Raw genomic sequence first — 23,717 nt, 5'->3', positions numbered from 1 at the left:
CGTTCTGCTCGACTCAGGCGTCCCAGCCGCCCATGCCTCCCACGAGCGAGTCGACCGCGACCCCCGCTTCGGCCGCACGCTCCGCGGCCAGTCGTGAGCGGACGCCCGATGCGCAGTACAGGACCAGCGGGCCAGCGGGCAGCGCCCGCGGGTCGAAGCGGGACATCGGCATCCGTATCGCGCCCGGGACTGCCACCGAGCGGTTCTCGTGATCCTCCCGCAGGTCGACCACTGTCGGAGGCCGAGGTCCCGATAACCGCTCGCGCAGGTGCAGCGCCGTGACCGTGCCCGGCGTCGCCCGCAACTCAGCGATCGGAGGAACGCTCCGCGCCAATGCCAGCTCAGTCCACGACCCGTCCAGCGCGTCGTGCAGGAGCACCCGCCCGAACAACGGTGTTCCGACTCCGGTCACCAGCTTCACCACCTCGGCCGCCATCGCCGAGCCGATCGTCGCGCACAGTGCCCCGAGCACTCCGACGCTGGCACAGCTGTCCGCCGCGTCCTGGGCCTGGGGATGGAGGGCGCGCAGCGTGACTCCTCCGCCCGGCGCCTGCGCCCAGAACGTCGAGAGCTGCCCGTCGAAGCCCAGTGCTGATCCCCAGACATGCGGCACCCCGGCCCGAGTCGTCGCGTCGGAGGCGAGGTAGCGGGCGCCGAAAGTGTCGAAGCCGTCGACCACGACGTCCCAGTCCGCGACCAGCTCGTCGGCGCTGGCCGAGGTGAACGCGACGGGGAACGCCCGCGCATCGATGTCGGGGGAGAGCCGCCGCGCGGTCGCCGCCGCCGACTCGGCCTTCGACACGCCGATCGCAGAGTCGTCGTGCGCCGTCTGCCGCGCCAGGTTCGAGAGTTCGACCACATCTGCATCGACGATCCCCAGCCGTCCGATGCCCGCCGCGGCGAGCGCCGTGATCACGGGAGAGCCGATCCCGCCCGCGCCGAGCACGAGCACACGCGCGTTGCGCAGCCGCCGCTGTCCGTCCTCGCCCATCGGGGAGAGGCGGATCTGCCGCGCGAATCGCTCGCGCTCGGCGTCCGTCAGCGGGGGTCCGGGCCGCACCGGCACTGGCGCGGTCCGCGTCTGGGCGAGACGTCGCTGCGGGTCAAGAGCTCGGATCACCTCTCCAGTGTGCACGTCCAGCACCGGTCGCCGGGGTCGCCGGTCCCGTCTCTCAGCCCGTCGTGGGAGCCTGCCGCGTGATGAACCGAGGTCGAGAACGCCCCTTTCTCCGCGTTCTCAGTCTCGGTCGCGGACACAGCGGCCTCCTGCCACCCCATCGACTACCGTGGGAGCGTTGTGGACGGGAGCGAGGCGGCCGGGTGTACCTGAAAAGCCTGACCCTCAAGGGATTCAAGTCCTTCGCTCAGCCGACCACGTTCGCCTTCGAGCCGGGGGTCACCTGCGTCGTCGGCCCGAACGGCTCGGGTAAGAGCAACGTCGTCGACGCGCTTGCCTGGGTGATGGGGGAGCAGGGCGCGAAGACCCTCCGCGGCGGCACGATGGAGGACGTCATCTTCGCAGGCACCTCCACCCGCGGACCCCTCGGCCGGGCCGAGGTGGCGCTGACCATCGACAACTCCGACGGCGCGCTCCCCATCGAGTACACCGAGGTGACGATCAGCCGCACCCTGTTCCGCAACGGCGGCAGCGAGTACGCGATCAACGGTCGCGGTTGCCGACTGCTCGATGTGCAGGAGCTGCTGAGCGACTCCGGTCTCGGCCGGGAGATGCACGTGATCGTCGGGCAGGGCCAGCTCGATGCGGTGTTGCGCGCCACCCCGGAGGAGCGGCGCGGCTTCATCGAGGAGGCGGCCGGCATCCTCAAGCACCGCCGCCGCAAGGAGAAGACGCTCCGCAAGCTCGAGGCGATGCAGGCGAACCTGACGCGCCTCTCCGACCTCGCCGGCGAGATCCGCCGCCAGCTCAAGCCCCTTGGGCGCCAGGCCGAGGTCGCGCGGCAGGCGCAGACTATCGCCGCCGTGGTCCGCGACGCCCGGGCGCGGCTGCTCGCCGACGACGTGGTCGGCCTCCGCAACGCTCTGGACGGCTTCGCCCGCTCCGAGAGCGAGCGGCACAGCGAGCGGGTGGTGCTGCACCAGCGGCTCGAGCAGGCCACGCTCCGACGCGCGCGGATCGAAGCGGAGGTGGTCGGCGACGCGGTCGACGACGCGCGACGGACCGCGTTCGAGCTCGAGTCGGTGCAGGAGAGGCTCCGCAACCTGTCGGCGCTCGCCGGACAGCGCCTCGCGATGCTCGAGCTGGAGTCCGAGCAGCCGCAGATCCAGCCGCGTGTCACGCCGGTGCAGGTGGAGGAGGCGCGAGTCGAGCTGGAGCGCCTGCGGCAGGGGGTCCTCGACGCGGAGCTCGCCTGGGTGCAGGCGCAGCACGCGACACTCACCGCCCGCTCCGCCCTCGACGCCGTCGATGAGGAGATCGCCGCCCGAGCGGCCCTTGTGTCGCGCTACGACCTCGACCTCTCCACGCTGGCGGGGCGCGCCGACACCGCGGCCTCGCGCCTCGCCTCCGTCCGCGGTGAGGTGCTGCGCGCGCAGAACACGCTCGATTCCGCCGGTGCGCGTCGGGATGCGGCGCGCCGCGCGCTGGACGCCCTGGAGGTCGAGCTGGGCGATGCGGACCGCGGGCCCGACGGCACCCTCGACGAGGGCTACGAACTCGCCCAGTCCGCGGTCTCGGCCGCCGAGAGCGAGATCGAACGGCTGCGCGAGGAACTGCACGCCCTGGAGCGCGAGCGCGAGGCCCTCGCCGCTCGCACCGGAGCGCTCTCACTCGCGCTCGACGTCTCCGACGGCTCGGCCGAGCTGATGGCGGCGCGGATCGACGGGGTGCACGGGCGCGTCGCCGAGCGGATCCAGGTGCGGCCGGGTGCCGAGGCCGCCCTCGCCGCCGCCCTCGGGGCCGTCGCCGACGCCGTGCTCGTCGACTCGACCGCCCGCGCCGATGCTGCTCTGGACGCTGCCCTGGACCGCGACCTCGGTCGGGTCGAGCTGCTGGTCGCCGACTCGGCCCGCCCGCCGCTCGAACTCGCCGTGCCCGAGGGAGCTGTCCGCGCGGCCGAACTCGTGACCGCGCCGCCCGGCGTCCTCTCGCTCCTGGAGCGCGTGCTCGTGGTCGAGGATCTCGCCGTCGCGCGTCGGCTGCGTGCGAAGGTCGACCCCGGCGTCGTCCTCGTCACTCGCGACGGCGCCACCGTCTCGGACGCCGTGCAGAGCGCCGGGGTCGGCGGGCAGCGCAGCCGCATCGAGCTCATCTCCGAGCGCGACTCAGCGGCGGCCCGTCTGAAAGAGGTGGAGGGCGGGATCAATCGCCTCCGCTTCGAGCTGGCCGAGCAGACCGGCGCCCTCCGCGGTGCGAAGGAGCAGTCCGCGATCGCCCTCGCCGCCCTCCGAGAGCACGATGCCGCCCGTGCCGCGCACACCGAGCGGCTCGGCCGCGTGCGCGCCCAGCTCGAGGCGGCGACCGCGGAGCACGGCCGCGGCGTGAGCGCCCTGGCCGTCGCCTCCGATCGGGTCGGCGATGCCGAACGGGCTGCCGGTGACGCGAAGGCCGCCCTCGACGCTGCCCGTGCCCGGCCCCGGCCGGTCCTCGACGCGAGCGCCCGCGACGGGCTCCAGCGCGAGGTCGACGCCGCCCGAGAGCACGAGATCGAGACCCGCCTGGGCGTGGAGACCGCGAAGGAGCGGGTGCGGGCCGAGCAGTCCCGCGGCGAGTCGCTGGCGCGTCAGCTGGCCGCCGATCGGGCCGCCGCCGACGAGGCGGCCCGGCGCGCCGTGATCCGCCGCCGTCAACGCGACGCGGCGGCCGAGGTGACCGCCGCGCTCCCCGCCGTCCTCGCCTCCGTGGACCGCTCGGTACAGCAGGCGCGTGCCGAGCTCGTCATGGCCGAGGCCGCCCGGTCGCAGCAGAACGCCGAGCTGCAGGTTGTGCGCCGCGAGGAGGGGACCCTGCGCGACCGGCTCCAGTCGGTCACCGAGAGCGTGCACGGCCTGGAGCTGCAGATCTATGAGAAGCGGTTGCAGCTCACCGGGCTCCTCGAGCGAGCGGGCTCCGAACTCGGACTCACTGAGGACGTGCTCGTGGCGGAGTACGGTCCCGGCGTCGGCGTCCCCGATGAGACAGGCGAGCAGGAGGAGCCGCGGCCGTACGTCCGCGACGATCAGCGGCGGCGTCTGGCCAAGGCCGAAAAACAGCTCGCGCAGCTGGGCCGCGTGAATCCGCTCGCCCTGGAGGAGTTCGCCGCGCTGGAGCAGCGGCACGCCTTCCTGACCGAGCAGCTCGCCGACCTCACCGGCACCCGGCGCGACCTGCTCACCATCATCGAGGAGCTCGATGAGACGATGCAGACCGTCTTCGCCTCCGCCTTCGAAGACACGCAGGCGGCATTCGCGGACGTCTTCCCCGTCCTCTTCCCGGGCGGCACGGGCAGCATCCGCCTGACCGACCCGGAGAATCTGCTCACCACCGGCATCGAGGTCGCGGTGCGACCCGCGGGCAAGAAGATCGAGCGGCTCTCGCTGCTCTCGGGCGGTGAGCGCTCGCTCGCGGCGGTGGCGTTCATGGTCGCGATCTTCACGTCTCGGCCGAGCCCGTTCTACATCATGGACGAGGTGGAGGCTGCGCTCGACGACGCGAACCTCGGCCGACTGCTGAGTATCTTCGAGGGACTGCGCGCCTCCAGCCAGCTGATCGTCATCACGCATCAGAAGCGGACGATGGAGATCGCGGACGCCCTCTACGGTGTCTCGATGCGGCAGGACGGCGTCTCGGCCGTCGTCGGCCAGCGCGTCGCGGCGCCCCCTGCCTGAGCGGCGCGCCCTCCTCCGCCACCCCCGTGCGATTCGCAGGAACCCGTGCGATTCGCAGGAACCCGTGCGATTCGCAGGGGATGCTCGCGAGAGAGCGCGATCCTCCGCCTGATTCGCCGCAGACGGGCCCTCGATCCTGCACATCGCACCTCGGCAGCCCGCGCTGCCCCCCGCCGGTAGCCTGGACGCATGGCAGAACGCACCTCCTGGTCGCTCGGTCGCGCACTGCGCGGCCTGTTCGAGAAGCGCACGATCGACGACCAGACCTGGGACGACCTCGAGACGGCGCTGATCACCGCCGATTTCGGCCCCGATATCACTGAGGAGATCGTCGACGACCTCCGCGCCAAGGTCGCCCGCTACTCCACCACCGACCCGCGCGACCTGCAGCGGATGCTCCGCGAGTCGCTCGAGGAGCGCCTGTCGAAGTACGACACGACCCTCAAGCTCAGCGAGCGCCCCGCCGTGATCCTCGTGGTCGGCGTGAACGGCGTCGGCAAGACCACCACCATCGGTAAGTTCGCCAAGTTCCTGCGTAACTACGGCCGCAGTGTCGTGGTCGGCGCCGCGGACACCTTCCGCGCCGCCGCCGTCGACCAGCTCGCCACCTGGGCCCAGCGCGCCGACGCACAGATCGTCCGCCCGCAGCAGGAGCGACAGGATCCCGCATCCGTCGCCTTCCAGACCGTGCAGTTCGCGAAGGACACCGGAGTGGAGATGGTCATCATCGATACGGCCGGCCGCCTGCACACCAAGGGCGGCCTGATGGACGAGCTCACCAAGATCAAGCGCGTCATCGAGAAGCAGGCGCCGATTTCCGAGATCCTGCTCGTGCTCGACGCGACCACCGGTCAGAACGGTCTGAGCCAGGCGGAGGCGTTCATCGAGCACGCCGGCGTCACCGGCCTGGTCATCACCAAGCTCGACGGCTCAGCAAAGGGCGGTTTCGTGCTGGCGGTGCAGGAGAAGACCGGCATTCCGATCAAGCTCGTCGGCCAGGGCGAGGGCATCGGCGATCTCACCGGCTTCACGCCCCACGTCTTCGCCCAGCAGCTGGTCAGCTGAGCCAGTCTGCGGGACATCGCCGCGCCGCTGACTGCACAACGTCAGCTGAGAGACCGTCTCATCCACCATCGTGGCTGAGACCCCCTCTCAGCTGACGTTGTGTCGGGGGCGCCGCGGGTTACACCGCCTGCGAGAAGCCCAGCGCCGCGTCGGCCAGGTGGCGCAGGTGCTCCGGCACCGGCAGCCCCTTCGACTCCATCGAGCGAGCCCAAAGGCGTCCGGCCCGGTAGGAGGAGCGCACCAGTGGCCCCGCGAGCACGCCGAGGAAGCCGATGTCTTCCGCCTCCTCCTTGATCGCCACGAACTCCTCCGGGTGCACCCAGCGGTCCACCGGCAGGTGGCGCGGAGTAGGGCGGAGGTACTGCGTGATCGTGACGATGTCGGTGCCCGCGTCGTAGAGGTCCTGCAGCGCCTGCGAGATCTCCTCGCGCTCCTCGCCCATGCCGAGGATAAGGTTCGACTTCGTGATCAGCCCAGCGTCCCGGCCCTGAGTGAGGACGTCGAGCGAGCGCTCGTAGCGGAAGGCCGGGCGGATGCGCTTGAAGATCCGCGGCACCGTCTCGACATTGTGCGCGAACACCTCGGGCTGTGCGTCGAACACCCGCTGGAGGTGCTCGGCGCGGCCGGTGAAGTCGGGGACCAGAATCTCGACACCCGTGCCCGGCGCCTGGGCATGGATCTGCCGGATCGTCTCGGCGTAGAGCCAGGAGCCTTCGTCCGGCAGGTCGTCGCGCGCGACTCCGGTGACGGTCGCGTAGCGAAGGTTCATCCGGGCCACCGATTCGCCGACCCGTCGTGGCTCGTCCTCGTCGTAGTCCGCGGGCTTCCCGGTGTCGATCTGGCAGAAGTCGCACCGCCGGGTGCACTGGGCTCCGCCGATGAGGAAGGTCGCCTCGCGGTCCTCCCAGCACTCGAAGATGTTGGGGCAGCCCGCCTCCTGGCAGACCGTATGCAGTTCCTCGCTCTTCACGAGGGACTGCAGCTTCCGGTACTCCGGGCCCAGTGAGGCCTTCGTGCGGATCCACTCCGGCTTGCGCTCGATCGGCGTCTCGGCGTTGCGGATCTCGAGTCGCAGGAGCTTGCGACCGCCGACGTCCGCGCTCACGCGACGGCCTCGGCGACGCGGGCGCAGAACGTGGGCGCCGCCTCCGAGAAGCGCGCCACGACCCTGGCCCGGACCACGGCCATCGGCGGACTGTCGCCGCGCTCGCGTTCGAGCGTGGTGACGCCGGCGTCGGCGATTCCGCAGGCGACGATGCGGGAGTAGGGCTCGAGGCTGTTCGTGACGTTGAGTGCGAAGCCGTGCATCGTCACTCCCGAGGCCACGCGGATGCCGATCGCCGCGATCTTGACGGCGCCGCCGTCGCGAGGGATCCACACCCCGGAGCGCCCCCGGACGCGCTGCCCCTGGACGTCCAGGTCCTCTAGCACGCCGATCAGAACGTCCTCCAGTGAGCGAACGTAGGCGACCACATCGACCGGTTCGCCCAGCCGCACGATCGGATAGCCGACGAGCTGTCCTGGGCCGTGCCAGGTGATTCGGCCGCCGCGGTCGACGTCGACCACCGGGGAGCCGTCAGTGGGGCGCTCGTGCGCTTCGGTGCGCTTGCCGGCGGTGTAGACGGAGGCGTGCTCGCAGAGCACGAGGGTGTCCGGTCGGCGGTCGGCCACCACCTCGGCGTGGAGGCGGCGCTGGAGCTCCCAGCCGTCGCGGTAGTCCAGGGGGTCGGCGGAGTCGCCCGCTACGAGTGTCTCGATCACCGGATCACCCTAACTCGCTTCTTGGACCCGAACCAGGTAATCATCGGCCGCGCGTCGGCGCCGATCCTGCCTCCGCTGGAGCCGCCCGCCCGCCGACCGGCCGGGGCTCCGGTAGAATTCCGGGCATCATGGCTACTTTCGGCACCCTCTCCGATCGACTCGTCGAGACCTTCAAGAACCTCCGCACGAAGGGCAAGCTGTCGGCCTCGGACGTCGACGGCACCGTCCGCGAGATCCGACGCGCCCTGCTCGACGCCGACGTCGCGCTCGAGGTCGTGAAGACGTTCACCGGCACGGTGCGTGAGCGCGCTCTCGGCGACGAGGTCAACAAGGCGCTCAACCCGGCGCAGCAGGTCGTCCAGATCGTCAACGAGGAGCTCGTCGCGATCCTCGGCGGGCAGTCGCGCCGTCTGGAGTTCGCCAAGCGCCCGCCGACGGTCATCATGCTCGCCGGCCTCCAGGGCGCGGGTAAGACGACCCTCGCCGGCAAGCTCGGCAAGTACCTCGGCAAGGACGGTCACACCCCGCTGTTGGTCGCGGCCGACCTCCAGCGCCCCAATGCGGTGCAGCAGCTGCAGGTCGTCGGCGAGCAGGCCGGAGTCGCGGTGTACGCACCCGAGCCGGGCAACGGCGTCGGCAATCCGGTGAAGGTCGCGCAGAACGCGATCCGCTTCGCGACCGATAAGCAGTACGACACCGTCATCATCGACACGGCCGGCCGGCTGGGAGTCGACGCCGACATGATGAAGCAGGCCGCCGACATCCGCCGCGTCACCAACCCCGACGAGGTGTTGTTCGTCATCGACGCGATGATCGGGCAGGACGCGGTCGCGACCGCGAAGGCCTTCCAGGAGGGAGTCGACTTCACCGGCGTTGTCCTGTCCAAACTCGACGGCGACGCCCGCGGAGGAGCGGCGCTCTCGGTCGCGTCCCTCACCGGCCGTCCCATCCTCTTCGCCTCGACCGGCGAGTCGCTGGACGACTTCGAGCAGTTCCACCCCGACCGGATGGCGAGCCGGATCCTCGACCTCGGTGACGTGCTCACCCTCATCGAGCAGGCGCAGGCCGCGTTCGACGAGGACGAGGCGCGCGCGATCGCCGAGAAGATCATGGGCGACACGTTCACGCTCGACGACTTCCTCGGCCAGATGCAGCAGCTGCGCAACATGGGCTCGATCAAGAAGATGATCGGCATGCTGCCCGGCGCGAAGGGCATGCGCGAGCAGCTCGACCAGTTCGACGAGCGCGAGATCGTGCGCACCGAGGCGATCATCCAGTCGATGACGAAGGCGGAGCGGGTGAACCCGAAGCTCCTGAACGGCTCTCGGCGTCTGCGCATCGCCCGCGGCTCGGGCATGAGCGTCACCGATGTCAACCAGCTCGTGCAGCGCTTCGAGCAGGCCGCGAAGATGATGAAGACGGTCGCGAAGGGCGGCATGCCCTCCGTCCCCGGTATGGGCCCGGTGCCCGGCGCCGGCTACCAGGGCCGCCCGAAGCCGCAGAAGAAGAAGAGCAGCAAGTCCGGCAACCCGGCCAAGCGTGCCGCCGAGAACGCGGCGATCACAGCCGGACCCCGCGCGGGTGACGCCGGCGGCTCCGGCTTCGGCCTGGGCGGTGGCGGCGCGAAGGGCGCACAGCCCACGCCGGAGGAGCTGGAGCAGCTGCAGAAGCTCCTCGGCCGATGAAGCGGCGCGCGGGCGCGGTCCTCGCGGTCGCCGCCGTGCTCGGCCTCACCGGCTGCGCCGGAAGTTCCGGAAGGGAGGCGATGGCGCCTCCCTCGCCCGAGGAGCTGGTCGGCCGCTGGGTGACCGGCATGTCGTCCGATGCACCCGACGTGCCGTTCCTCCTGATCGCGGGGGACGGCACGTGGACCGGATCGGACGGCTGCAACGGCGCGCAAGGGCAGTGGTCGATCGATGGCGAGGGCGCGCTCTCGGTGTCGGCCGGCCCGAGCACCCTCATCGCCTGCGACGGTGTCGCGCTGCCGCGAATCTTCTCGGAGGCGGCGGCGGCCTCGCTCGACGGCGGGCGGTTGCGCCTGTTCGATGACGCAGGCGCCACCGTGGTCGCACTCGCCCGCTCTACGAGCGACGAGGCGCCGTCGGCCGCGCCGGACCCGGCGGGGGAGTAGGACCTCCATGTGGAGGGAGGAGTGGGGTCCCCGTGCGTCGAACCGCTCGCTAGCGTGAAGGCATGACAACCGCACACGCGCGCCCCGTCCGCATCGGCGTCCAGATCGCCCCTCAGCACGTCCCCTACGAGGTCATCCGCGACACGCTCGCCGAGATCGAGGATCTCGGCGTCGACATCGCCTTCAACTGGGACCACTTCTTCCCGCTGTCGGGGGAGTCGAACGGCCTGCACTTCGAGGGTTGGAGCATGCTCGCGGCCTGGGCCGAGCAGACCAGCCGGATCGAGTTCGGCCCGCTGGTCTCCTGCAACAGCTACCGCAATCCCGACCTGCTCGCCGACATGGCCCGGACGGTGGATCACATCAGCGCTCAGGGCGCCGAAGGCCGCCTGATCTTCGGCATCGGCTCCGGCTGGTTCGAGCGCGATTACGAGGAGTACGGCTACGAGTTCGGCACCGCCGGCTCGCGCCTGGACGGGCTCGCCGAGGCCATGCCGCGCATCCGTAGCCGCTGGTCGATGCTCAACCCCGCACCGACGCGTGACATCCCGGTCATGATCGGCGGCGGCGGCGAGAAGAAGACTCTGCGGATCGTCGCCGAGCACGCCGACATCTGGCACAGCTTCTCGGACGTCCCGACCCTCGAGCGCAAGCTCGGCGTTCTCGCGGAGTGGTGCGCCCGGGTCGAGCGCGATCCAGCCGCGATCGAGATCTCGACCGGTGCGGGCGTCCGCAGTGGCGTCGGCGACGCCTCCTTCGACGTGCTCGATCAGCAGTTCGACCTCGGTGCGAGCCTGTTCACGATCGGCCTCACGGGGCCGGACATCGACCTCGCACCCGTTCGGGACCTGCTCGGCTGGCGCGACGGGAAGAACAGCACCGCTCGCTGACTCGGCGGGGCGTCGTCGTCCGGCGGCGCCCCGACTCCGCGTCAGTCCGCCGGAGCGTCCGTCGCGCGCTGGTCGGTCGGCACTGGGCGGGCCAGCCCCGACTTCTCTGCGGCGACCTCGAACGCGTGTGCGAGGGCCCGGTGGCCCTCCACCGTCGGATGCACGCCGTCATCGCCCAGCAGTCCGTCCTCACTCAGCGGGTCCGGGTATTCCAGCGCACCTCCGTCGGCGGCCGTCACTGCGTCGATCAGACTCACGTCGTACTGGTCGAGATCCGTCGGCCGCGGGTCAGGACCCCAGACCGAGTCGATCGCGATCAACCGCGCAGAGGGCGAGGCGGCCGCGATCGCATCGACGGCGGACACGATCGCGGCATCGACCTCTTCCGGGGCCCAGCCCAGGTCGTTGCTGCTGGCGATCAGCACGATCGCGTCCGGCTGCGTGTCCGCGATCTCCTCCGCCCGGTCGCCGATCGCCTGGCCGCAGTCGCCCGGTTCGATGAACCCGCCTCCGTCGCAACCGAGGTCGGTGACGTCCCAGCCGAAGTTGTCGCCCACGAGAGCGGGCCAGGCCTGCTCCGTCTCGACGTTCAGACCGCGCACGATGCTGTCGCCGACGACCGTGACGCGGGAGCCGGCGGGCAGCGAGGTGCCGAGGGGAAGCGGCACCGGATCCGCGGAGACCTTTGCGGGAGGAGTGGCTGTGCCGGTCGGGGTCGGCGAACTGATCGGCGAGGACGGCGCGGAGCAGCCGGTGAGTCCGAGCGCGAGCCCGCCGATCGCGGCGGCGGTGAGCAGGGCGGGCCGCCTCATGCTCGCGGGTCCTGGAGTCCGTCGCGCAGCTCCCCCGCGAGTGCGCGCACGACCGCCTTCAGGTCGCCGTCGTGCGTCGCGGCGGTGCGCAGCTGGCGCTGGTAGCTCGCGCCCGCGACCAGGATGAGCTCCACGTCGGCCAGCTCCTGCACGCAGCCGAGTCGCTCGGCGACCGGCGCGAGGGTCACGAGGAGGTCGCGGATGTCGTCGGTAACCAGGCGCTCCGCTCCGGACGCGTCCAAGATGATCTCGGCGTCGAGCCCGTAGCGGGCCGCGCGCCACTTGTTCTCGCGCACATACCAGGGCTGCATCGTCGGCAGATCCTCGCCGGCGTCCAACCGCGAGGACAGGTGCTCGACGAGGCACTGGATCAGCGCGGCGACCGCTCCGATCTCCTCGGCAGAGGAGAGGCCGTCGCAGGCGCGCATCTCGAGCGTCCCCCACTGCGGCGAGGGGCGGATGTCCCAGCGGACTTCGGTGTGGTCGTCGATGACGCCGGTGCGCATCATGTCGTCGACGTACTCCTCGTAGTTCGCCCAGGCGCCGAACTGCGGGGGCAGGCCCGCTGTGGGCAACTGCTGGAACATCAGTGCCCGGTTCGACGCATAGCCGGTGTCGACTCCGCCCCAGAACGGGCTCGACGCCGAGAGCGCCTGCAGGTGCGGGTAGTAGCCGAGCAGCGAGTTCAGGATCGGCAGCACCTTGTCGCGGTGTTCGATGCCGACGTGCACATGGATGCCCCAGATCATCATGTTCCGCCCCCACCACTGGGTACGGTCGATGAGGCGGTGATAGCGCTCTTTGTCGGTGATGGTCTGGTCGAACCACTGCGCGAACGGATGCGTACCCGAGCAGACCAGATCCAGTCCCATCGGGTCGGTGATCTCGCGTACCTGCCGCAGCTGGTCTCGCAGATCGGCGACCGCGTCGCGGACTCGAGTGTGCACGCCCGAGACCAGCTCGATCGTGTTGCGCAGGAGCTCGCCCGTGATCTGCGGATGCGGGGCGTCGCCCTCGCCGCGTAGCGCGTCCAGCACCACGTCGGCGACGTTGGCCAGATCGCCCGTCTGACGGTCGACGATCGCTACCTCCCACTCGATCCCGAGAGTGGAGCGGTCGGACGCGGCGAAGCTGATCTTCATGGCGAGGTCCTCATCGGATCCGGGCGTCCGCCGATCGGGACGCGCTCCGCCATCCTCGCACCTGCGAGCGGAGCGGACGCCGAACCCCGCCACGCCCGCTCTCAGCCCGTCCTACGCTCACGCGGGCGACGGCGAGGAGCGGCGGCGTGCCGGGCCCGCACCGGCGCGGTTTTTCTGGCAGAATGATCCGTCGGGTCCGAGGCGGTCGACCCTCTACTCACCGCTGACGAAACCCCCTCGAGCTTTCGCCGGGTGTGCCCCCACGCTCACGGCTCAGTTCATCCATCATCGACCGGACACCGGTCAACGACCACACAGGAGAATTGTGGCTGTCAAGATTCGTCTGAAGCGCCTCGGCAAGATCCGGGCGCCCTACTACCGCATCGTCGTCGCCGACTCGCGCACCAAACGCGACGGTCGCGTGATCGAGGAGATCGGCAAGTACCACCCCACCGAGCAGCCCTCGTTCATCCAGGTCGACTCGGAGCGCGCGCAGTACTGGCTCGGAGTCGGCGCGCAGCCGACCGAGCAGGTCGCCGCGATCCTCAAGCTGACCGGAGACTGGGGCCGCTTCCAGGGCGACGCCGATGCCGTCAGCACCGTGCAGGTGAAGGAGCCCAAGGCTCCGTTCGTCGTCGACGCGAAGAAGAAGCCCGTCCTCAAGCCGAAGTCCGAGGCTCCGGCCAAGGCCGCCCCGGTCGCGGACACCGCCGACGAGACCTCCACCGAGGCATAGTCCGTGCTCGCTCCCGCCGTCGAACACCTCGTTAAGGGGATCGTCGAGAACCCCGACGAGGTCCGTGTCGTGGCGACGAGCTCCCCGCGCGGAGAGGTCCTCGAGGTGCGCGTGCACCCCGAGGACCTTGGCCGCGTGATCGGACGCTCCGGTCGCACCGCCAAAGCCGTCCGCACTCTCGTTGCCGCTCTCGCCGACGGGCGCCGAGTGCGGGTCGACGTCGTCGATACCGACAAGTAGAGGTGTCGGTCACCGGACCGGGCACGACGCAGCTCCGCGTCGCCCGACTCACCAAGGCTCACGGACTCAAGGGCGCGATCAAGCTCGAGCTCTACACCGATGAGCCCGATAAGCGCTTCACCCCCGGATCCACGTTCACGTTGCAGGTGCCCCGCACCTCCGAGTGGCACGGGAAGAAGCTCGAGCTCGTCGAATTGCGCTGGTACAACAGCCACCCCGTTGCCTTCTTCCGGGGCGTGGCGGACCGCAGTGCCGCGGAAACCCTCCTCAAAGCGATCCTCTGGATCGACGAGGAGGTGCAGACGCAGCCGGGCGAGGACGACTCCTGGTACGACTACCAGCTGGTCGGTATGAAGGTCGTGCGCGACGGCGTCGAGGTCGGCACCGTGCGCCGCGTCGACCACTTCCCGGCGCAGGACCTGCTGATCGTCGGCACCCCCTCGGGTGAGGTGATGGTGCCGTTCGTGAACGCCATCGTGCCCTCCGTCGACGCCGTCGCAGGGATCGTCACGGTCACCCCTCCGATCGGCCTCTTCGAGGACGCTCCGGAGGAGGAGCCGGCCGCGATCGACCTCAGCGGTGTCGACCTCACCGATCCGGCGCTGAGCGCTGCTGCGCCCATCGGCGACCCCGCATCCTCCGAGGAGGAGCCCCGGTCGTGAGGATCGACATCGTCACGATCTTCCCGGAGTTCTTCGGCGTGCTCGACGTCAGCCTGCTCGGCCGCGCGCGGCGGAGCGGGCTGATCGACCTCGGCGTGCACGACCTGCGCGACTGCACCCACGACCGGCATCGCACCGTCGACGACACGCCCTACGGCGGCGGCGCCGGCATGGTGATGCGCCCGGAGCCGTGGGGCGAGGCTCTCGACTCGATCCTCGTGTCGGCGGAGGACCCGGTGGTGATCTTCCCCTCGCCCGCCGGCGAGCTCTTCACCCAGGCGACCGCCCGCGAGCTGGCCGAGGAGTCCACGCTGGTGTTCGGCTGCGGCCGCTACGAGGGGATCGACCAGCGCGTCATCGACCACACCGCAGAGCGCGCCCGGGTGCGGATGATCAGCCTGGGCGACTACGTCCTCAATGGGGGAGAGGTCGCCGTCATGGCAATGATCGAGGCCATCGGACGCCTCGTCCCCGGTGTCGTCGGCAACCCGGCGAGCCTGGTCGAAGAGAGCCACTCCGACGGGCTCCTGGAGTACCCGAGCTATACCAAACCGGCCTCGTGGCGCGGGTTCGACGTCCCTCCGGTCCTGCTGAGCGGCGACCACGCAGCGATCGCCGCCTGGCGTCGCGAGCAGAGCGTCGAGCGCACGCGCCGCGTCCGACCCGAACTGCTGCCCTGACCTCGCACCCCGCCCCCTCCTCCGCGAGATGCCACTTGTGACGCCTCGCTCCGGCGTGTCGTCATCATAAGTGGCATCTCGCGGAGGGGGGCGAGGGTGGGCGAGGGGCATGAGGGTGCAGTTTCAGTCGCGGGCGGAGAGGACGATGTTGCCCGTCTCGGTGATCGCGATCGTGTGCTCCATGTGTGCGCCTCGCGATCCGTCGCGGCTGCGCAGCGTCCAGCCGTCTTTATCGGTGTAGATCTCGTCCGTGCTCTGGAGGAACCACGGCTCGATCGCGATCACCAGGCCCGGGCGGAGGGGGAAGCCGCGACCGGCGCGGCCGTCGTTGGGGATGTGCGGGTCGCCGTGCATGGTGCGGCCCACGCCGTGACCGCCGAAGTCGGTGTTGATGCTGAGCCCCTCGGCACGCGCGATCGCGGCGATGGCCGCAGAGATGTCGCCGATCTTCTTGCCGGGCTGCGCGGCGGCGATGCCGGCCTCGAGCGCCCGGGTAGTCGCGTCGATGAGCGCGAGGTCCTCGTCGCGGGGTGTGCCGACGACCACGCTGATCGCGGAGTCGGCCACCCAGCCGTCCACGGAGGCGGCGAAATCCAGGGTCAGCAGGTCGCCGTCCTTCAGCCGGTAGTCGAACGGTAGGCCGTGCAGCACGGCGTCGTTCACAGAGGTGCAGAGGACCTTGCCGAACGGGCTCGCGCCGAAGGAGGGGTGGTAGTCGATGTAGCAGGACTCGGCGCCGGACGCGCGGATCATGTCGTGAGCGAGCCGGTCGAGCTCCAGCAGGTTCACACCCACGGCGGCGGCGGCGGACGTGGCCGTCAGGACCTCTCCGACGAAGCGCCCGGCGGGACGCATCTCCTCGATTTCGGCGGGGGTGCGTAGCTCGATCATCCTGATCCTCTCGGCGTCCGCTGAGCCGTCGCTCAGCGGTGGTGGGTATGGTCGGTGCATGCGCACGCGACGGGCATTCGGTTCCTGGCAGTTTCCGGCGGCGATCGTGCTGCCCCTGTGGATCCTCATCGGCTACGGCCTCTTCGGAGGGTCGAGCGGGTGGACCGTCCTCGGTCTGTTGATCGCCCTCCCCATTCTGGCGGTCGCGCTGGCTGTCGTGGCGGGGATCGTCGCATTCCGGGTGACTGTGCGACCGACCCGGACCCCCTCCTGGAGCGACGTGGCCGTCGTGGGGGCGTGGCACCTATCCCTGATCGCCGTCGGATTCTTCGCTCCCGGCGCCGCAGCCCTGGGGCTGCTCTCGGTGATCCTCGGGGCTGCCGCCTTCTGGCACTCGACCTGGCGCTTCCTGGCCGATGCTCGGGCGACTCTGCTCGCCTTCTCCCAGTCGGCCGCCGTGCCGACGGAGGGCGGCACACGACCTGTCGCGGAGGAGCGCTTCGACCCCGAGCGCCCGCAGGACGGACAGACGATCGTCCTTTGACCGGGCGGATGATCGGCCACTGACCGGCGCAGCCCGTTTTGACGCGGATCAGCGCGGCATGGCAGAATGAGCGCTTGTGCCTCGCGCAGGCTCTGCCACAGGGGAGCCGCGACGACGTGGGCGCGCCACCGACTTCCATCAACGAAACGGTGCTCGACCTGTGGCGGGCACGGAGAGCGATACAGCATGCACATCCTCGATTCCGTCGATGCGGCGTCCCTCCGCAGCGATGTCCCGGACTTCCGTGCCGGCGACACCGTCAAGGTCCACGTCAACATCGTCGAGGGCAACCGCTCGCGTATTCAGGTCTTTCAGGGTGTCGTCATCGGCCGCTCCGGCGAGGGCATCCGCGAGACTTTCACCGTCCGCAAGGTCAGCTTTCAGGTCGGCGTCGAGCGCACCTTCCCGGTGCACTCTCCGGTCATCGACCACATCGAGCTCGTCACCCGTGGCGACGTACGTCGCGCGAAGCTCTACTACCTCCGCAACCTGCGTGGCAAGAAGGCCAAGATCAAGGAGAAGCGCGACGCCTGAGCGGCATCCGCACGGCTTTTCGGGAACCCCGGTCCACCTATGATGGACCGGGGTTCCTCCCTTTCCCGGGGGCGATCCGTCCGGGAAGTCCACCCGGTGATGCACAGTAGGGGCGACGGCGAGCGATGACAGACAGCACGGCTCCGGTCCGCCTGCCCGGCGACGACGACGAGCACGCGAGGCACTCCGCGGATCCGTCGGAGAACCGCCCCCGCAAGCGCCGAGGCGTCCTGCTCTTCCTCCGCGATGTGCTGATCATCGTCGTGGTCGCGGTGCTGGTCTCCTTCCTCGTGAAGACTTTCCTGGTCCGCTCCTTCTACATCCCGTCCTCCTCGATGGAGCAAACACTCGTCGAGAACGACCGCATCCTCGTCAACGAGCTCGTGCCCGGAGTCGTGCCGATCTCGCGCGGCGATGTCGTCGTCTTCCGCGACCCCGGCGGGTGGCTCTCGCCGAGCTCCGAGGCCTCGCTGCCGCCGCTCCAAGCCGCCGTCGATTCCGCTCTCGCCCTGGTCGGACTCACTGCCCCCGACAGCAACGACCACCTGATCAAACGGGTGATCGGCCTACCCGGCGACCACGTGACCTGCTGCACTCCGCTAGGCCAGGTCGAGATCAACGGCAACCCGATCACCGAGCCCTACGTGAAGCTCCCGGAGGGCGTCCAGGCTGTCTCGGCCACCCCCTTCGACGTGGTGGTGCCCGCGGGCTCTCTCTGGGTGATGGGCGACAACCGCTACAACTCCGCCGACTCCCGCTACAACACCGACAAGCCCGGCGGCGGCTTCGTGCCCATTGACCACGTCGTCGGGCGCGCGGTCCTGGTGACCTGGCCCGTGCAGCACTGGGCCTGGCTCGACGACTACCCGTCGGTGTTCCGCGGAGTCGAGACGGACGCGTCCGAGGAGAACTCGGACGACACGCAGAGCGGGCAGGGCTAGGTGGTCGTCGCCGAGCCGACACTGCTGCAGGAGCGCCGACTGTTCCGGCAGGGCTACGAGACGGTGATCGGCTGCGACGAGGTCGGCCGCGGTGCGATCGCGGGCCCGGTCTCGGTCGGAGTGGTCTCGATCGGGCGGCGCTGCGGGCGCTTCCCCGAGGGTCTCCGCGATTCCAAGATGCTGGCGCCTGCTCGTCGTGAGGCACTCCAGCCCGCGGTGGCGACCTGGGTCTCGGCATGGGCGATCGGCGAGTCCGCCGCCGACGAGATCGATGAGACTGGGATCATCGCCGGACTCGGCCGCGCCGCCTCGCGGGGCATCGAGCGGCTCGCCGACCAGGGTGTCGACCTCGCCACTGCGGTCGTCCTCCTTGACGGCAGCCATGACTGGCTGACGCCGGCACTGGGCCCCTGGGCTGCGGAGCTCACCATCGTCACCCGGGTGAAGGCCGACCGCGATTGCGCCGCGGTCTCGGCCGCCTCCGTCCTCGCAAAGGTGGGCCGCGATGGACAGATGGTGCGGCACCACGAGGACTTCGCCGACTACGCCTGGCACAGCAACAAGGGCTACGGCAGCGCGGCGCACTGGGCGGGGATCGAGCGGGTCGGACCCTCGCCACTGCACCGGGTGACCTGGCTGTCGAAGTCGCGCGCATCGGCCGAGGAGCCGCTCCCGGCGTTCACGTCCGCCGGCTCGGCGTAGGATTGTCCAACAATGGATGAGGACGAATTCGAGGACTACGACCGCGAGGTCGAGCTGGCACTGTACCGGGAGTACCGCGACGTCGTCTCGCAGTTCTCGTACGTCGTCGAGACCGAGCGGCGCTTCTACCTCGCCAACGAGGTCGAGCTGGTCCGCCGCGACACCGAGCACGACTTCTACTTCGAGCTGACCATGCGCGACGTGTGGGTCTGGGACGTCTACCGTTCGGACCGCTTCGTCAAGTCGGTCCGAGTGCTGACCTTCAAGGACGTCAACGTCGAGGAGCTCTCCCGCAAGGAGTTCGAACTCCCGAAGGAGCTCGCGCTCGACGAGTAACACGCGGCGCGAGTGCCCGTAGCGACATCGGTCCCGCGGATGGCGTGCGCGCTCGAGCAGGCGAGGTCGAGTCGCGCGGTGCCTCGACGCGGCGATGAGTCGCTGCGCCCAGCTCTCCTGCACCGGGACGTTCGCCGGGTGCACGTCGGCGGGGCGCCCAAAGAGGGCGTTTGTCTACCCCGTCTCTTCTTGGACATGTCATCCTTTCTCTCGGGCTGGTTCACTTCTCCGCCGCTGAGTGGACATTCCGTCCCTTTTCTCGCGGGTCGAGAAGCATTCTGCGTGCGCGGGTACTGCTGCCGTGCGCCACCGTCTGCATGATCGCGCCGGTCAGTCCTCTCTCAGTGAGAACGACTTACCGTGTGCTTGTCGGCTCACTACTCGGCGTCAAGGCCACGTCTTATCCTGAGCGTATTCGTATCCTGAGCGTTTCCTCGGGTAGTGAAGGGTCGACTCTGAAGAAAGGGAGTTTCTCATGCTGTCTGTAGCAACCGCACAATCAGGACCCGGAGTAAAACAGCGACGCCGACGAGTGGTGGCGGCGCTGATCGTGACACTGTCGGCCGCCGCTCTGGCGACGCCGGCAGTCGCGGCCGAGGAAAGCAATCGATGCGACTCCGCCACCGTCATTGCTGTCCGGGGAAGTGGCGAGCCGGCCGGCAACGGCTCGGCACACGGTGATCGAACGTATGCGTCAGGAGGCCTGGGGGGACTCCTCCAGAAGCTGGCAAGCGGTCTCCAGGGCGACCCGCACGTTCCCGTCACCGCGGAAGGTCTGAAGTATCCCGCGACCATAGTCAATCCCGACAACTTCGGCCCCTATTTCGAGAGCGTCAACACCGGCGCCAAGAACCTCGTGCTCGAGGTGCAGGACCGGGCCCGGTCCTGCCCGAATTCCCCGATCGTTCTTGCCGGTTACTCGCAGGGTGCCGAGGTCATCCGAGCCGCGATCACCGGCACGGACTACGAGGGGCGGCACTACGGACTCACTGCGGATGACAAGAAGCACCTCCGGTCCGTCGTCCTGTTCGGTGCGCCGTCCTACCACGGAGGCGAGCCGTGGAACGCGCCCGACAGCGGGCCTAAGAACGGAATGACCGGTTGGGACGGTAATCCCTACGAGTCATTGACAGTCGCAGCATCGTCGCCTTCCTCTCACTCGAAGAACGACAAGTCCTCCATTGTAAGGTCCTACTGCTTGACTGATGATTACTTCTGTCAGTCGAACTACACCGACAAGGGGATGGACATCCACAACAGCTATGCGAATTCCGTCATGGTGGGTGAGTCGCGCTCCTTCGTGATGTCACTGCTCTCGAGGAAGGCCTAGTCTTCCTCGCGACCATGCGGCCCGCCGTTCCAGGAGCAGGTCGTCGGGAAGTCGCGTCATCGGAGCCTTGATCACGAGCTCTCCGAGTCGCGGCTCGTAGGGGACGGGTTGCGCGCTGTCGTCCGTCGTTCGAGGGACTCTTCAGCTGTCGCAACCCCTCCTCCACAGGAGAAGAATCGCCTTTTTCCTCCCCAGAACCGCCGTCGCCTCTGCACCAGTAGCGCGGTATCCGGCACGGTTCTCTCAGGAGGACGCATGGACAAGGACGAATTGGGGCGGCGCGGCGAGGAGATCGCTGCGGCACACCTGAGAGATAACGGATTCGAGATTCTCGACCGCAACTGGCGGGTCCGCGAGGGTGAGCTCGACATCGTCGCCCGAGACGGTACAGCGCTGGTCGTGGTCGAGGTCAAGACGCGCTCATCGACGCGGTATGGGCTGCCGGTCGAGGCCATCACGCGCGCCAAGGCGCAGCGGCTGCGCCGCCTGGCCTACGCCTGGGCCGACGAGCACCACGAGCGCTCCCGGCACCTGCGGATCGACGCGGTCGGCATCGTGGCGCCCGGCGGAGTCCCGTCGCAGATCCGACACCTGAGGGCGGTGGCCTGATGGGCCTGGGGAGGACATCGGCCGTCGGCCTCGTCGGCTTCACGGGCGCTGTGGTCGGAGTGGAGGCGCACTCGGCGGACGGGACCCCCGGCATGGTCATCATCGGTCTGCCGGACGCGGCCCTCGCCCAGGCGAAGGAGCGGGTGCGCTCGGCCGCGATCAACTCCGGCAGCACGATCGCCGAGTACAAGATCACGGTCAACCTCTCACCGGCCGCGATGCCCAAGCACGGCTCCGCCTTCGACCTGGCGATCGGCCTCGCCGCTCTCGCGGCCCTGCACGAGGTGGACGCCGAGTCCGTCGCCGGGGTCGTGCATATCGGCGAGCTCGGCTTGGACGGCCGGTTGCGCTCCGTGCCCGGAGTCCTTCCCGCGGTGCTCGCCGCCGCGCGCGAGGGCCGGCGCCGAGTGATGGTGCCCGTCGAGGACCGGCTCGAGGCCGAGCTGGTCGACGGCGTCGAAGTGATCGCTGTCTCCTCGCTGGCCGCCGCCGCGGTCTGGCACGGGGCGCAGTGGGAGGTGCCGGTGCTCCCGGAGGTCTCGGCCGCGCCCGCCGCCGCCCCCGAGCCGGAGCCAGGCGGCGACCTCTCCGACGTGGTCGGCAACGAGGAAGCGGCCGAGGCAATGGTGGTCGCAGCGGCGGGAGGACATCACGTGTTCCTGCTCGGTCCGCCGGGGGCGGGGAAGACGATGCTCGCGTCGCGACTGCCGGGCATCCTGCCCGACCTCGATGACGAGGCCGCGCTGGAAGCCACCTGCATGCGCTCGCTCGTCGGCGCAGCCACCGGTGGTGCCCTGGTACGCAGGCCGCCGTTCGAGAGCCCGCATCACTCCGCCTCCTCCGCCGCGATCGTCGGCGGCGGCAGCGGACGCATCCGTCCCGGCGCCGTGGCCCGCGCCACCCGCGGAGTACTGTTCCTCGACGAGGCCCCGGAATTCTCCTCCGTGGCCCTCGACGCCCTGCGTCAGCCGCTCGAGTCGGGCGTCATCCGCATCCACCGTGCGAACGCCGTCGCCGAATTCCCGGCGCGGGTGCAGCTCGTCCTCGCCGCGAACCCCTGCCCGTGCGGCCGCTTCGGCATCCCCGGCGAGACCTGCACCTGCGCCCCTGCGCTGCGGCGCCGCTATCTCGCGCGGCTCAGCGGCCCGCTGCTCGATCGGGTCGACATCCGCCTCACGGTCCGTCGTATCGGCGCAGCCCAGCTCGCCGCCCGCCGCGACTGCGCCGGGATGTCGACGGCGCAGGCACGGAACCGCGTCACCTCCGCCCGCAGGAGAGCCGCTGCCCGCCTGGCCTCGACGCCGTGGATGCTCAACTCGGAGGTCGCCGGCGCGTGGCTGCGCTCGGACGCCCGACGCCCGACGATCCTCGAATCCCGCACGCTCGACCAAGCCCTGGAGCGCGGTCTCGTGACGATGCGGGGCTACGATCGCGTCCTGCGCCTGGGGTGGACCCTCGCCGACCTCGACGGAGCCGACCGCCCGACGGCCGCCCACCTGGCACGCGCCCTCATCCTGCGCGGGGGTGCCGCATGATCCGGCCCGAGGCGTTTTTCGACGCCGCGGAGCTGCGGGCTGTCCGGCGTCTGCTGCCGACGGAGCTCCTCGACGGCGGCGCGCATGCGCGCGTCGTCGGGGTCGAGTCGGAGGGGGTCGACGCTGCCTCCGCCTCGGTCGCTGCCTCCGGCACGGGCGGTGGCGCGGTCCCCGTGCCGGACGTGCTGATCGATGCCGCCGCTCGGTGCGCCTGGAGTTCGCTGACCGAGCCGGGCGACTCCGCGGCCGCCCTCCTCATTGAGCGGGTCGGAGCCGCGGAAGCCTTCGCTCACGTCGTTTCCGCCTCCTCGGCCGCTGACATCCTGGCGGCGTCACCGATCGGCTCCTCAGCGGAGGGGACCGACCAGGTGGGGCCCCTCGACTCGGAGGTCGCAGCTCTGCACTCAGGGCTGGCTCGGTGGCGCCCACGCCTGGATCGCAGACTCCTGTTCCGTCGGGTAGAGATCGCCGGACGCCTCGGCGCCCGCCTGCTCCTGCCCGACACTCCCGGCTGGCCCGGCTCGCTCGACGACCTCGGGCCGCACGCGCCGCTACTGCTCTGGCTGCGCGGCGACCGCGCCGCGTTCGACCCCCCATACCGTCTCGCTCTCGTCGGCGCCCGCGCCGCGACCGGCTACGGCGAGCACATCGCCGCCGAGCTCGCGGCCGGCGTCGCGATCCGCGGCGTCTGCGTCGTCTCGGGTGGTGCCTTCGGGATCGACGCCGTCGCGCACCGCGGCGCCCTCGGCTCCGGAGGGCGTACCGTCGCCTTCCTCGCCGGAGGAGCGGACCGCCTCTACCCGACGGCCCACGCGGACCTCCTCCAGCGCATCATCGCGACCCCCGGGTGCGCCGTCGCGACCGAGGTCCCTCCCGGCACCACCCCCACCCGCTGGCGTTTCCTGCAGCGCAACCGCCTCATCGCCGCCTCAACCGCCGCCACCGTCGTCGTCGAGGCGGGCGCGCGCTCCGGCTCGCTGAACACCGCCGGCCACGCGGCCGCCCTGGGGCGCCCGCTCGGCGCGGTGCCGGGCCCGGTCACCAGCGCCTCTTCCACGGGCTGCCACCGCCTCCTGCGCGAGTACGCGGCGACCTGCGTCACCTCGCCGGCGGACGTCCTCGAACTGCTCGGGTCCGACGCGGCGGAGAACCCGATGCGGGCCGTAACGGGCTGTGAGACGAGAGTCTTGGAAGCACTGACGGGCGGCGCTGTCCGCGACGCCGCGACAGTGGCTCGCACCTCCGGCGAGACTCTTGACGACACGCTGGCGGCGTTAGGAACGCTTCTCGCCGACGGCCTGGTCAGGCGATCCGAGAACGGGGAGTGGACCCGGTCACCCGGGTGACCGGCC

At 70.2% G+C, this 23,717-nt stretch carries 24 protein-coding genes; 18 read left to right on the top strand and 6 right to left on the bottom strand.

Translation table 11 applies throughout. The annotated features are described in order from the left end of the window. Positions 1–13 precede the first annotated feature (13 nt). A complete protein-coding gene (locus A6122_RS07840) occupies positions 14–1,120 on the bottom strand; it encodes a ThiF family adenylyltransferase (RefSeq protein WP_237358141.1) in 1,107 nt (368 codons plus the stop codon). A 200-nt stretch (positions 1,121–1,320) separates the two neighbouring features. On the opposite strand from A6122_RS07840, the gene smc reads away from it, so the two are divergent. Both smc and ftsY read left to right on the top strand, forming a co-directional pair. Further along, a complete protein-coding gene (gene smc, locus A6122_RS07835; RefSeq protein WP_068253476.1) occupies positions 1,321–4,824 on the top strand; it encodes a chromosome segregation protein SMC in 3,504 nt (1,167 codons plus the stop codon). Between the two features lie 189 nt (positions 4,825–5,013). Next, positions 5,014–5,889, top strand: coding sequence for a signal recognition particle-docking protein FtsY (gene ftsY / locus A6122_RS07830; RefSeq protein WP_068253475.1), 876 nt, complete (start codon positions 5,014–5,016; stop codon positions 5,887–5,889). Positions 5,890–6,007: 118 nt separating this feature from the next. Here the strand turns inward: ftsY and lipA are convergent, their stop codons facing one another. Next, on the bottom strand, positions 6,008–6,994 hold the full coding sequence (gene lipA / locus A6122_RS07825; RefSeq protein WP_068253473.1) for a lipoyl synthase: 987 nt from the start codon (positions 6,992–6,994) through the stop codon (positions 6,008–6,010). Further along, on the bottom strand, positions 6,991–7,650 hold the full coding sequence (gene lipB / locus A6122_RS07820) for a lipoyl(octanoyl) transferase LipB (RefSeq protein WP_068253464.1): 660 nt from the start codon (positions 7,648–7,650) through the stop codon (positions 6,991–6,993). The genes lipA and lipB overlap by 4 nt, the downstream gene beginning before the upstream one ends. Positions 7,651–7,778: 128 nt before the next feature. Between lipB and ffh the strand changes: the two genes are divergently transcribed. The 3 genes from ffh to A6122_RS07805 all read left to right on the top strand — a co-directional run bounded on the left by ffh (position 7,779) and on the right by A6122_RS07805 (position 10,671). Next, positions 7,779–9,335, top strand: a complete 1,557-nt coding sequence (gene ffh / locus A6122_RS07815; RefSeq protein WP_068253462.1) for a signal recognition particle protein — start codon at positions 7,779–7,781, stop codon at positions 9,333–9,335. Beyond that, complete coding sequence (locus tag A6122_RS07810; RefSeq protein ID WP_068253459.1) at positions 9,332–9,781, top strand: META domain-containing protein; 450 nt, start codon at positions 9,332–9,334, stop codon at positions 9,779–9,781. Before ffh ends, A6122_RS07810 begins: the two co-directional genes overlap by 4 nt. 62 nt (positions 9,782–9,843) lie before the next feature. Continuing rightward, a complete protein-coding gene (locus A6122_RS07805) occupies positions 9,844–10,671 on the top strand; it encodes an LLM class F420-dependent oxidoreductase (protein ID WP_068253457.1) in 828 nt (275 codons plus the stop codon). A gap of 41 nt (positions 10,672–10,712) precedes the next feature. Here the strand turns inward: A6122_RS07805 and A6122_RS07800 are convergent, their stop codons facing one another. Together A6122_RS07800 and A6122_RS07795 are read right to left on the bottom strand one after the other, a co-directional pair. Beyond that, positions 10,713–11,483, bottom strand: coding sequence for an SGNH/GDSL hydrolase family protein (locus tag A6122_RS07800; protein ID WP_068253454.1), 771 nt, complete (start codon positions 11,481–11,483; stop codon positions 10,713–10,715). Beyond that, positions 11,480–12,625: a glutamate--cysteine ligase gene (locus A6122_RS07795; RefSeq protein WP_068253451.1), complete on the bottom strand. Its 1,146-nt coding sequence runs from the start codon at positions 12,623–12,625 to the stop codon at positions 11,480–11,482. The genes A6122_RS07800 and A6122_RS07795 overlap by 4 nt, the downstream gene beginning before the upstream one ends. Before the next feature lie 325 nt (positions 12,626–12,950). Between A6122_RS07795 and rpsP the strand changes: the two genes are divergently transcribed. The 4 genes from rpsP to trmD are packed head-to-tail and all read left to right on the top strand — an operon-like array spanning position 12,951 to position 14,943. Next, the gene (gene rpsP / locus A6122_RS07790) at positions 12,951–13,361 is read left to right on the top strand and encodes a 30S ribosomal protein S16 (RefSeq protein WP_068253448.1); all 411 of its coding nucleotides are present in this window, start codon (positions 12,951–12,953) and stop codon (positions 13,359–13,361) included. Positions 13,362–13,364: 3 nt separating this feature from the next. Further along, a complete protein-coding gene (locus A6122_RS07785) occupies positions 13,365–13,601 on the top strand; it encodes an RNA-binding protein (RefSeq protein ID WP_055792605.1) in 237 nt (78 codons plus the stop codon). A 2-nt stretch (positions 13,602–13,603) separates the two neighbouring features. After that, entirely contained in the window at positions 13,604–14,263 is a 660-nt protein-coding gene (gene rimM, locus A6122_RS07780; protein WP_068253445.1) for a ribosome maturation factor RimM, read from the top strand. Continuing rightward, a complete protein-coding gene (gene trmD, locus A6122_RS07775; RefSeq protein ID WP_068253442.1) occupies positions 14,260–14,943 on the top strand; it encodes a tRNA (guanosine(37)-N1)-methyltransferase TrmD in 684 nt (227 codons plus the stop codon). Before rimM ends, trmD begins: the two co-directional genes overlap by 4 nt. A 123-nt stretch (positions 14,944–15,066) precedes the next feature. Here the strand turns inward: trmD and map are convergent, their stop codons facing one another. Beyond that, complete coding sequence (gene map, locus A6122_RS07770; RefSeq protein WP_068253440.1) at positions 15,067–15,834, bottom strand: type I methionyl aminopeptidase; 768 nt, start codon at positions 15,832–15,834, stop codon at positions 15,067–15,069. A gap of 58 nt (positions 15,835–15,892) precedes the next feature. Between map and A6122_RS07765 the strand changes: the two genes are divergently transcribed. The 9 genes from A6122_RS07765 (at position 15,893) to A6122_RS07725 (ending at position 23,711) form a co-directional block, all read left to right on the top strand. Beyond that, complete coding sequence (locus A6122_RS07765) at positions 15,893–16,378, top strand: hypothetical protein (protein ID WP_068253438.1); 486 nt, start codon at positions 15,893–15,895, stop codon at positions 16,376–16,378. A 186-nt stretch (positions 16,379–16,564) separates the two neighbouring features. Next, on the top strand, positions 16,565–16,912 hold the full coding sequence (gene rplS, locus A6122_RS07760; protein ID WP_068253437.1) for a 50S ribosomal protein L19: 348 nt from the start codon (positions 16,565–16,567) through the stop codon (positions 16,910–16,912). 125 nt (positions 16,913–17,037) lie between these two features. Beyond that, positions 17,038–17,853, top strand: a complete 816-nt coding sequence (lepB, locus tag A6122_RS07755; RefSeq protein ID WP_068253435.1) for a signal peptidase I — start codon at positions 17,038–17,040, stop codon at positions 17,851–17,853. After that, positions 17,854–18,555, top strand: a complete 702-nt coding sequence (locus A6122_RS07750; protein WP_068253432.1) for a ribonuclease HII — start codon at positions 17,854–17,856, stop codon at positions 18,553–18,555. It begins immediately after the preceding gene. Between the two features lie 12 nt (positions 18,556–18,567). Next, positions 18,568–18,891 (top strand): DUF2469 family protein, encoded by a 324-nt coding sequence (locus A6122_RS07745; protein WP_056044100.1) that lies wholly within the window; start codon positions 18,568–18,570, stop codon positions 18,889–18,891. Positions 18,892–19,426: 535 nt separating this feature from the next. Continuing rightward, positions 19,427–20,221: a cutinase family protein gene (locus tag A6122_RS07740; protein ID WP_068253430.1), complete on the top strand. Its 795-nt coding sequence runs from the start codon at positions 19,427–19,429 to the stop codon at positions 20,219–20,221. A 255-nt stretch (positions 20,222–20,476) separates the two neighbouring features. Further along, complete coding sequence (locus A6122_RS07735) at positions 20,477–20,830, top strand: YraN family protein (protein ID WP_068253427.1); 354 nt, start codon at positions 20,477–20,479, stop codon at positions 20,828–20,830. Further along, positions 20,830–22,365 carry a YifB family Mg chelatase-like AAA ATPase gene (locus A6122_RS07730; RefSeq protein ID WP_068253424.1) on the top strand — a complete coding sequence of 512 codons (1,536 nt, stop codon included), beginning with the start codon at positions 20,830–20,832 and terminating at the stop codon, positions 22,363–22,365. The genes A6122_RS07735 and A6122_RS07730 overlap by 1 nt, the downstream gene beginning before the upstream one ends. Continuing rightward, positions 22,362–23,711 carry a DNA-processing protein DprA gene (locus A6122_RS07725; RefSeq protein ID WP_084415886.1) on the top strand — a complete coding sequence of 450 codons (1,350 nt, stop codon included), beginning with the start codon at positions 22,362–22,364 and terminating at the stop codon, positions 23,709–23,711. The genes A6122_RS07730 and A6122_RS07725 overlap by 4 nt, the downstream gene beginning before the upstream one ends. Positions 23,712–23,717 lie beyond the last annotated feature (6 nt).

It is taken from the genome of Rathayibacter tritici, assembly GCF_001641005.1.
GTDB classification, from domain to species: domain Bacteria; phylum Actinomycetota; class Actinomycetes; order Actinomycetales; family Microbacteriaceae; genus Rathayibacter; species Rathayibacter tritici.
This window is presented reverse-complemented; position numbering and strand designations above follow the sequence as displayed.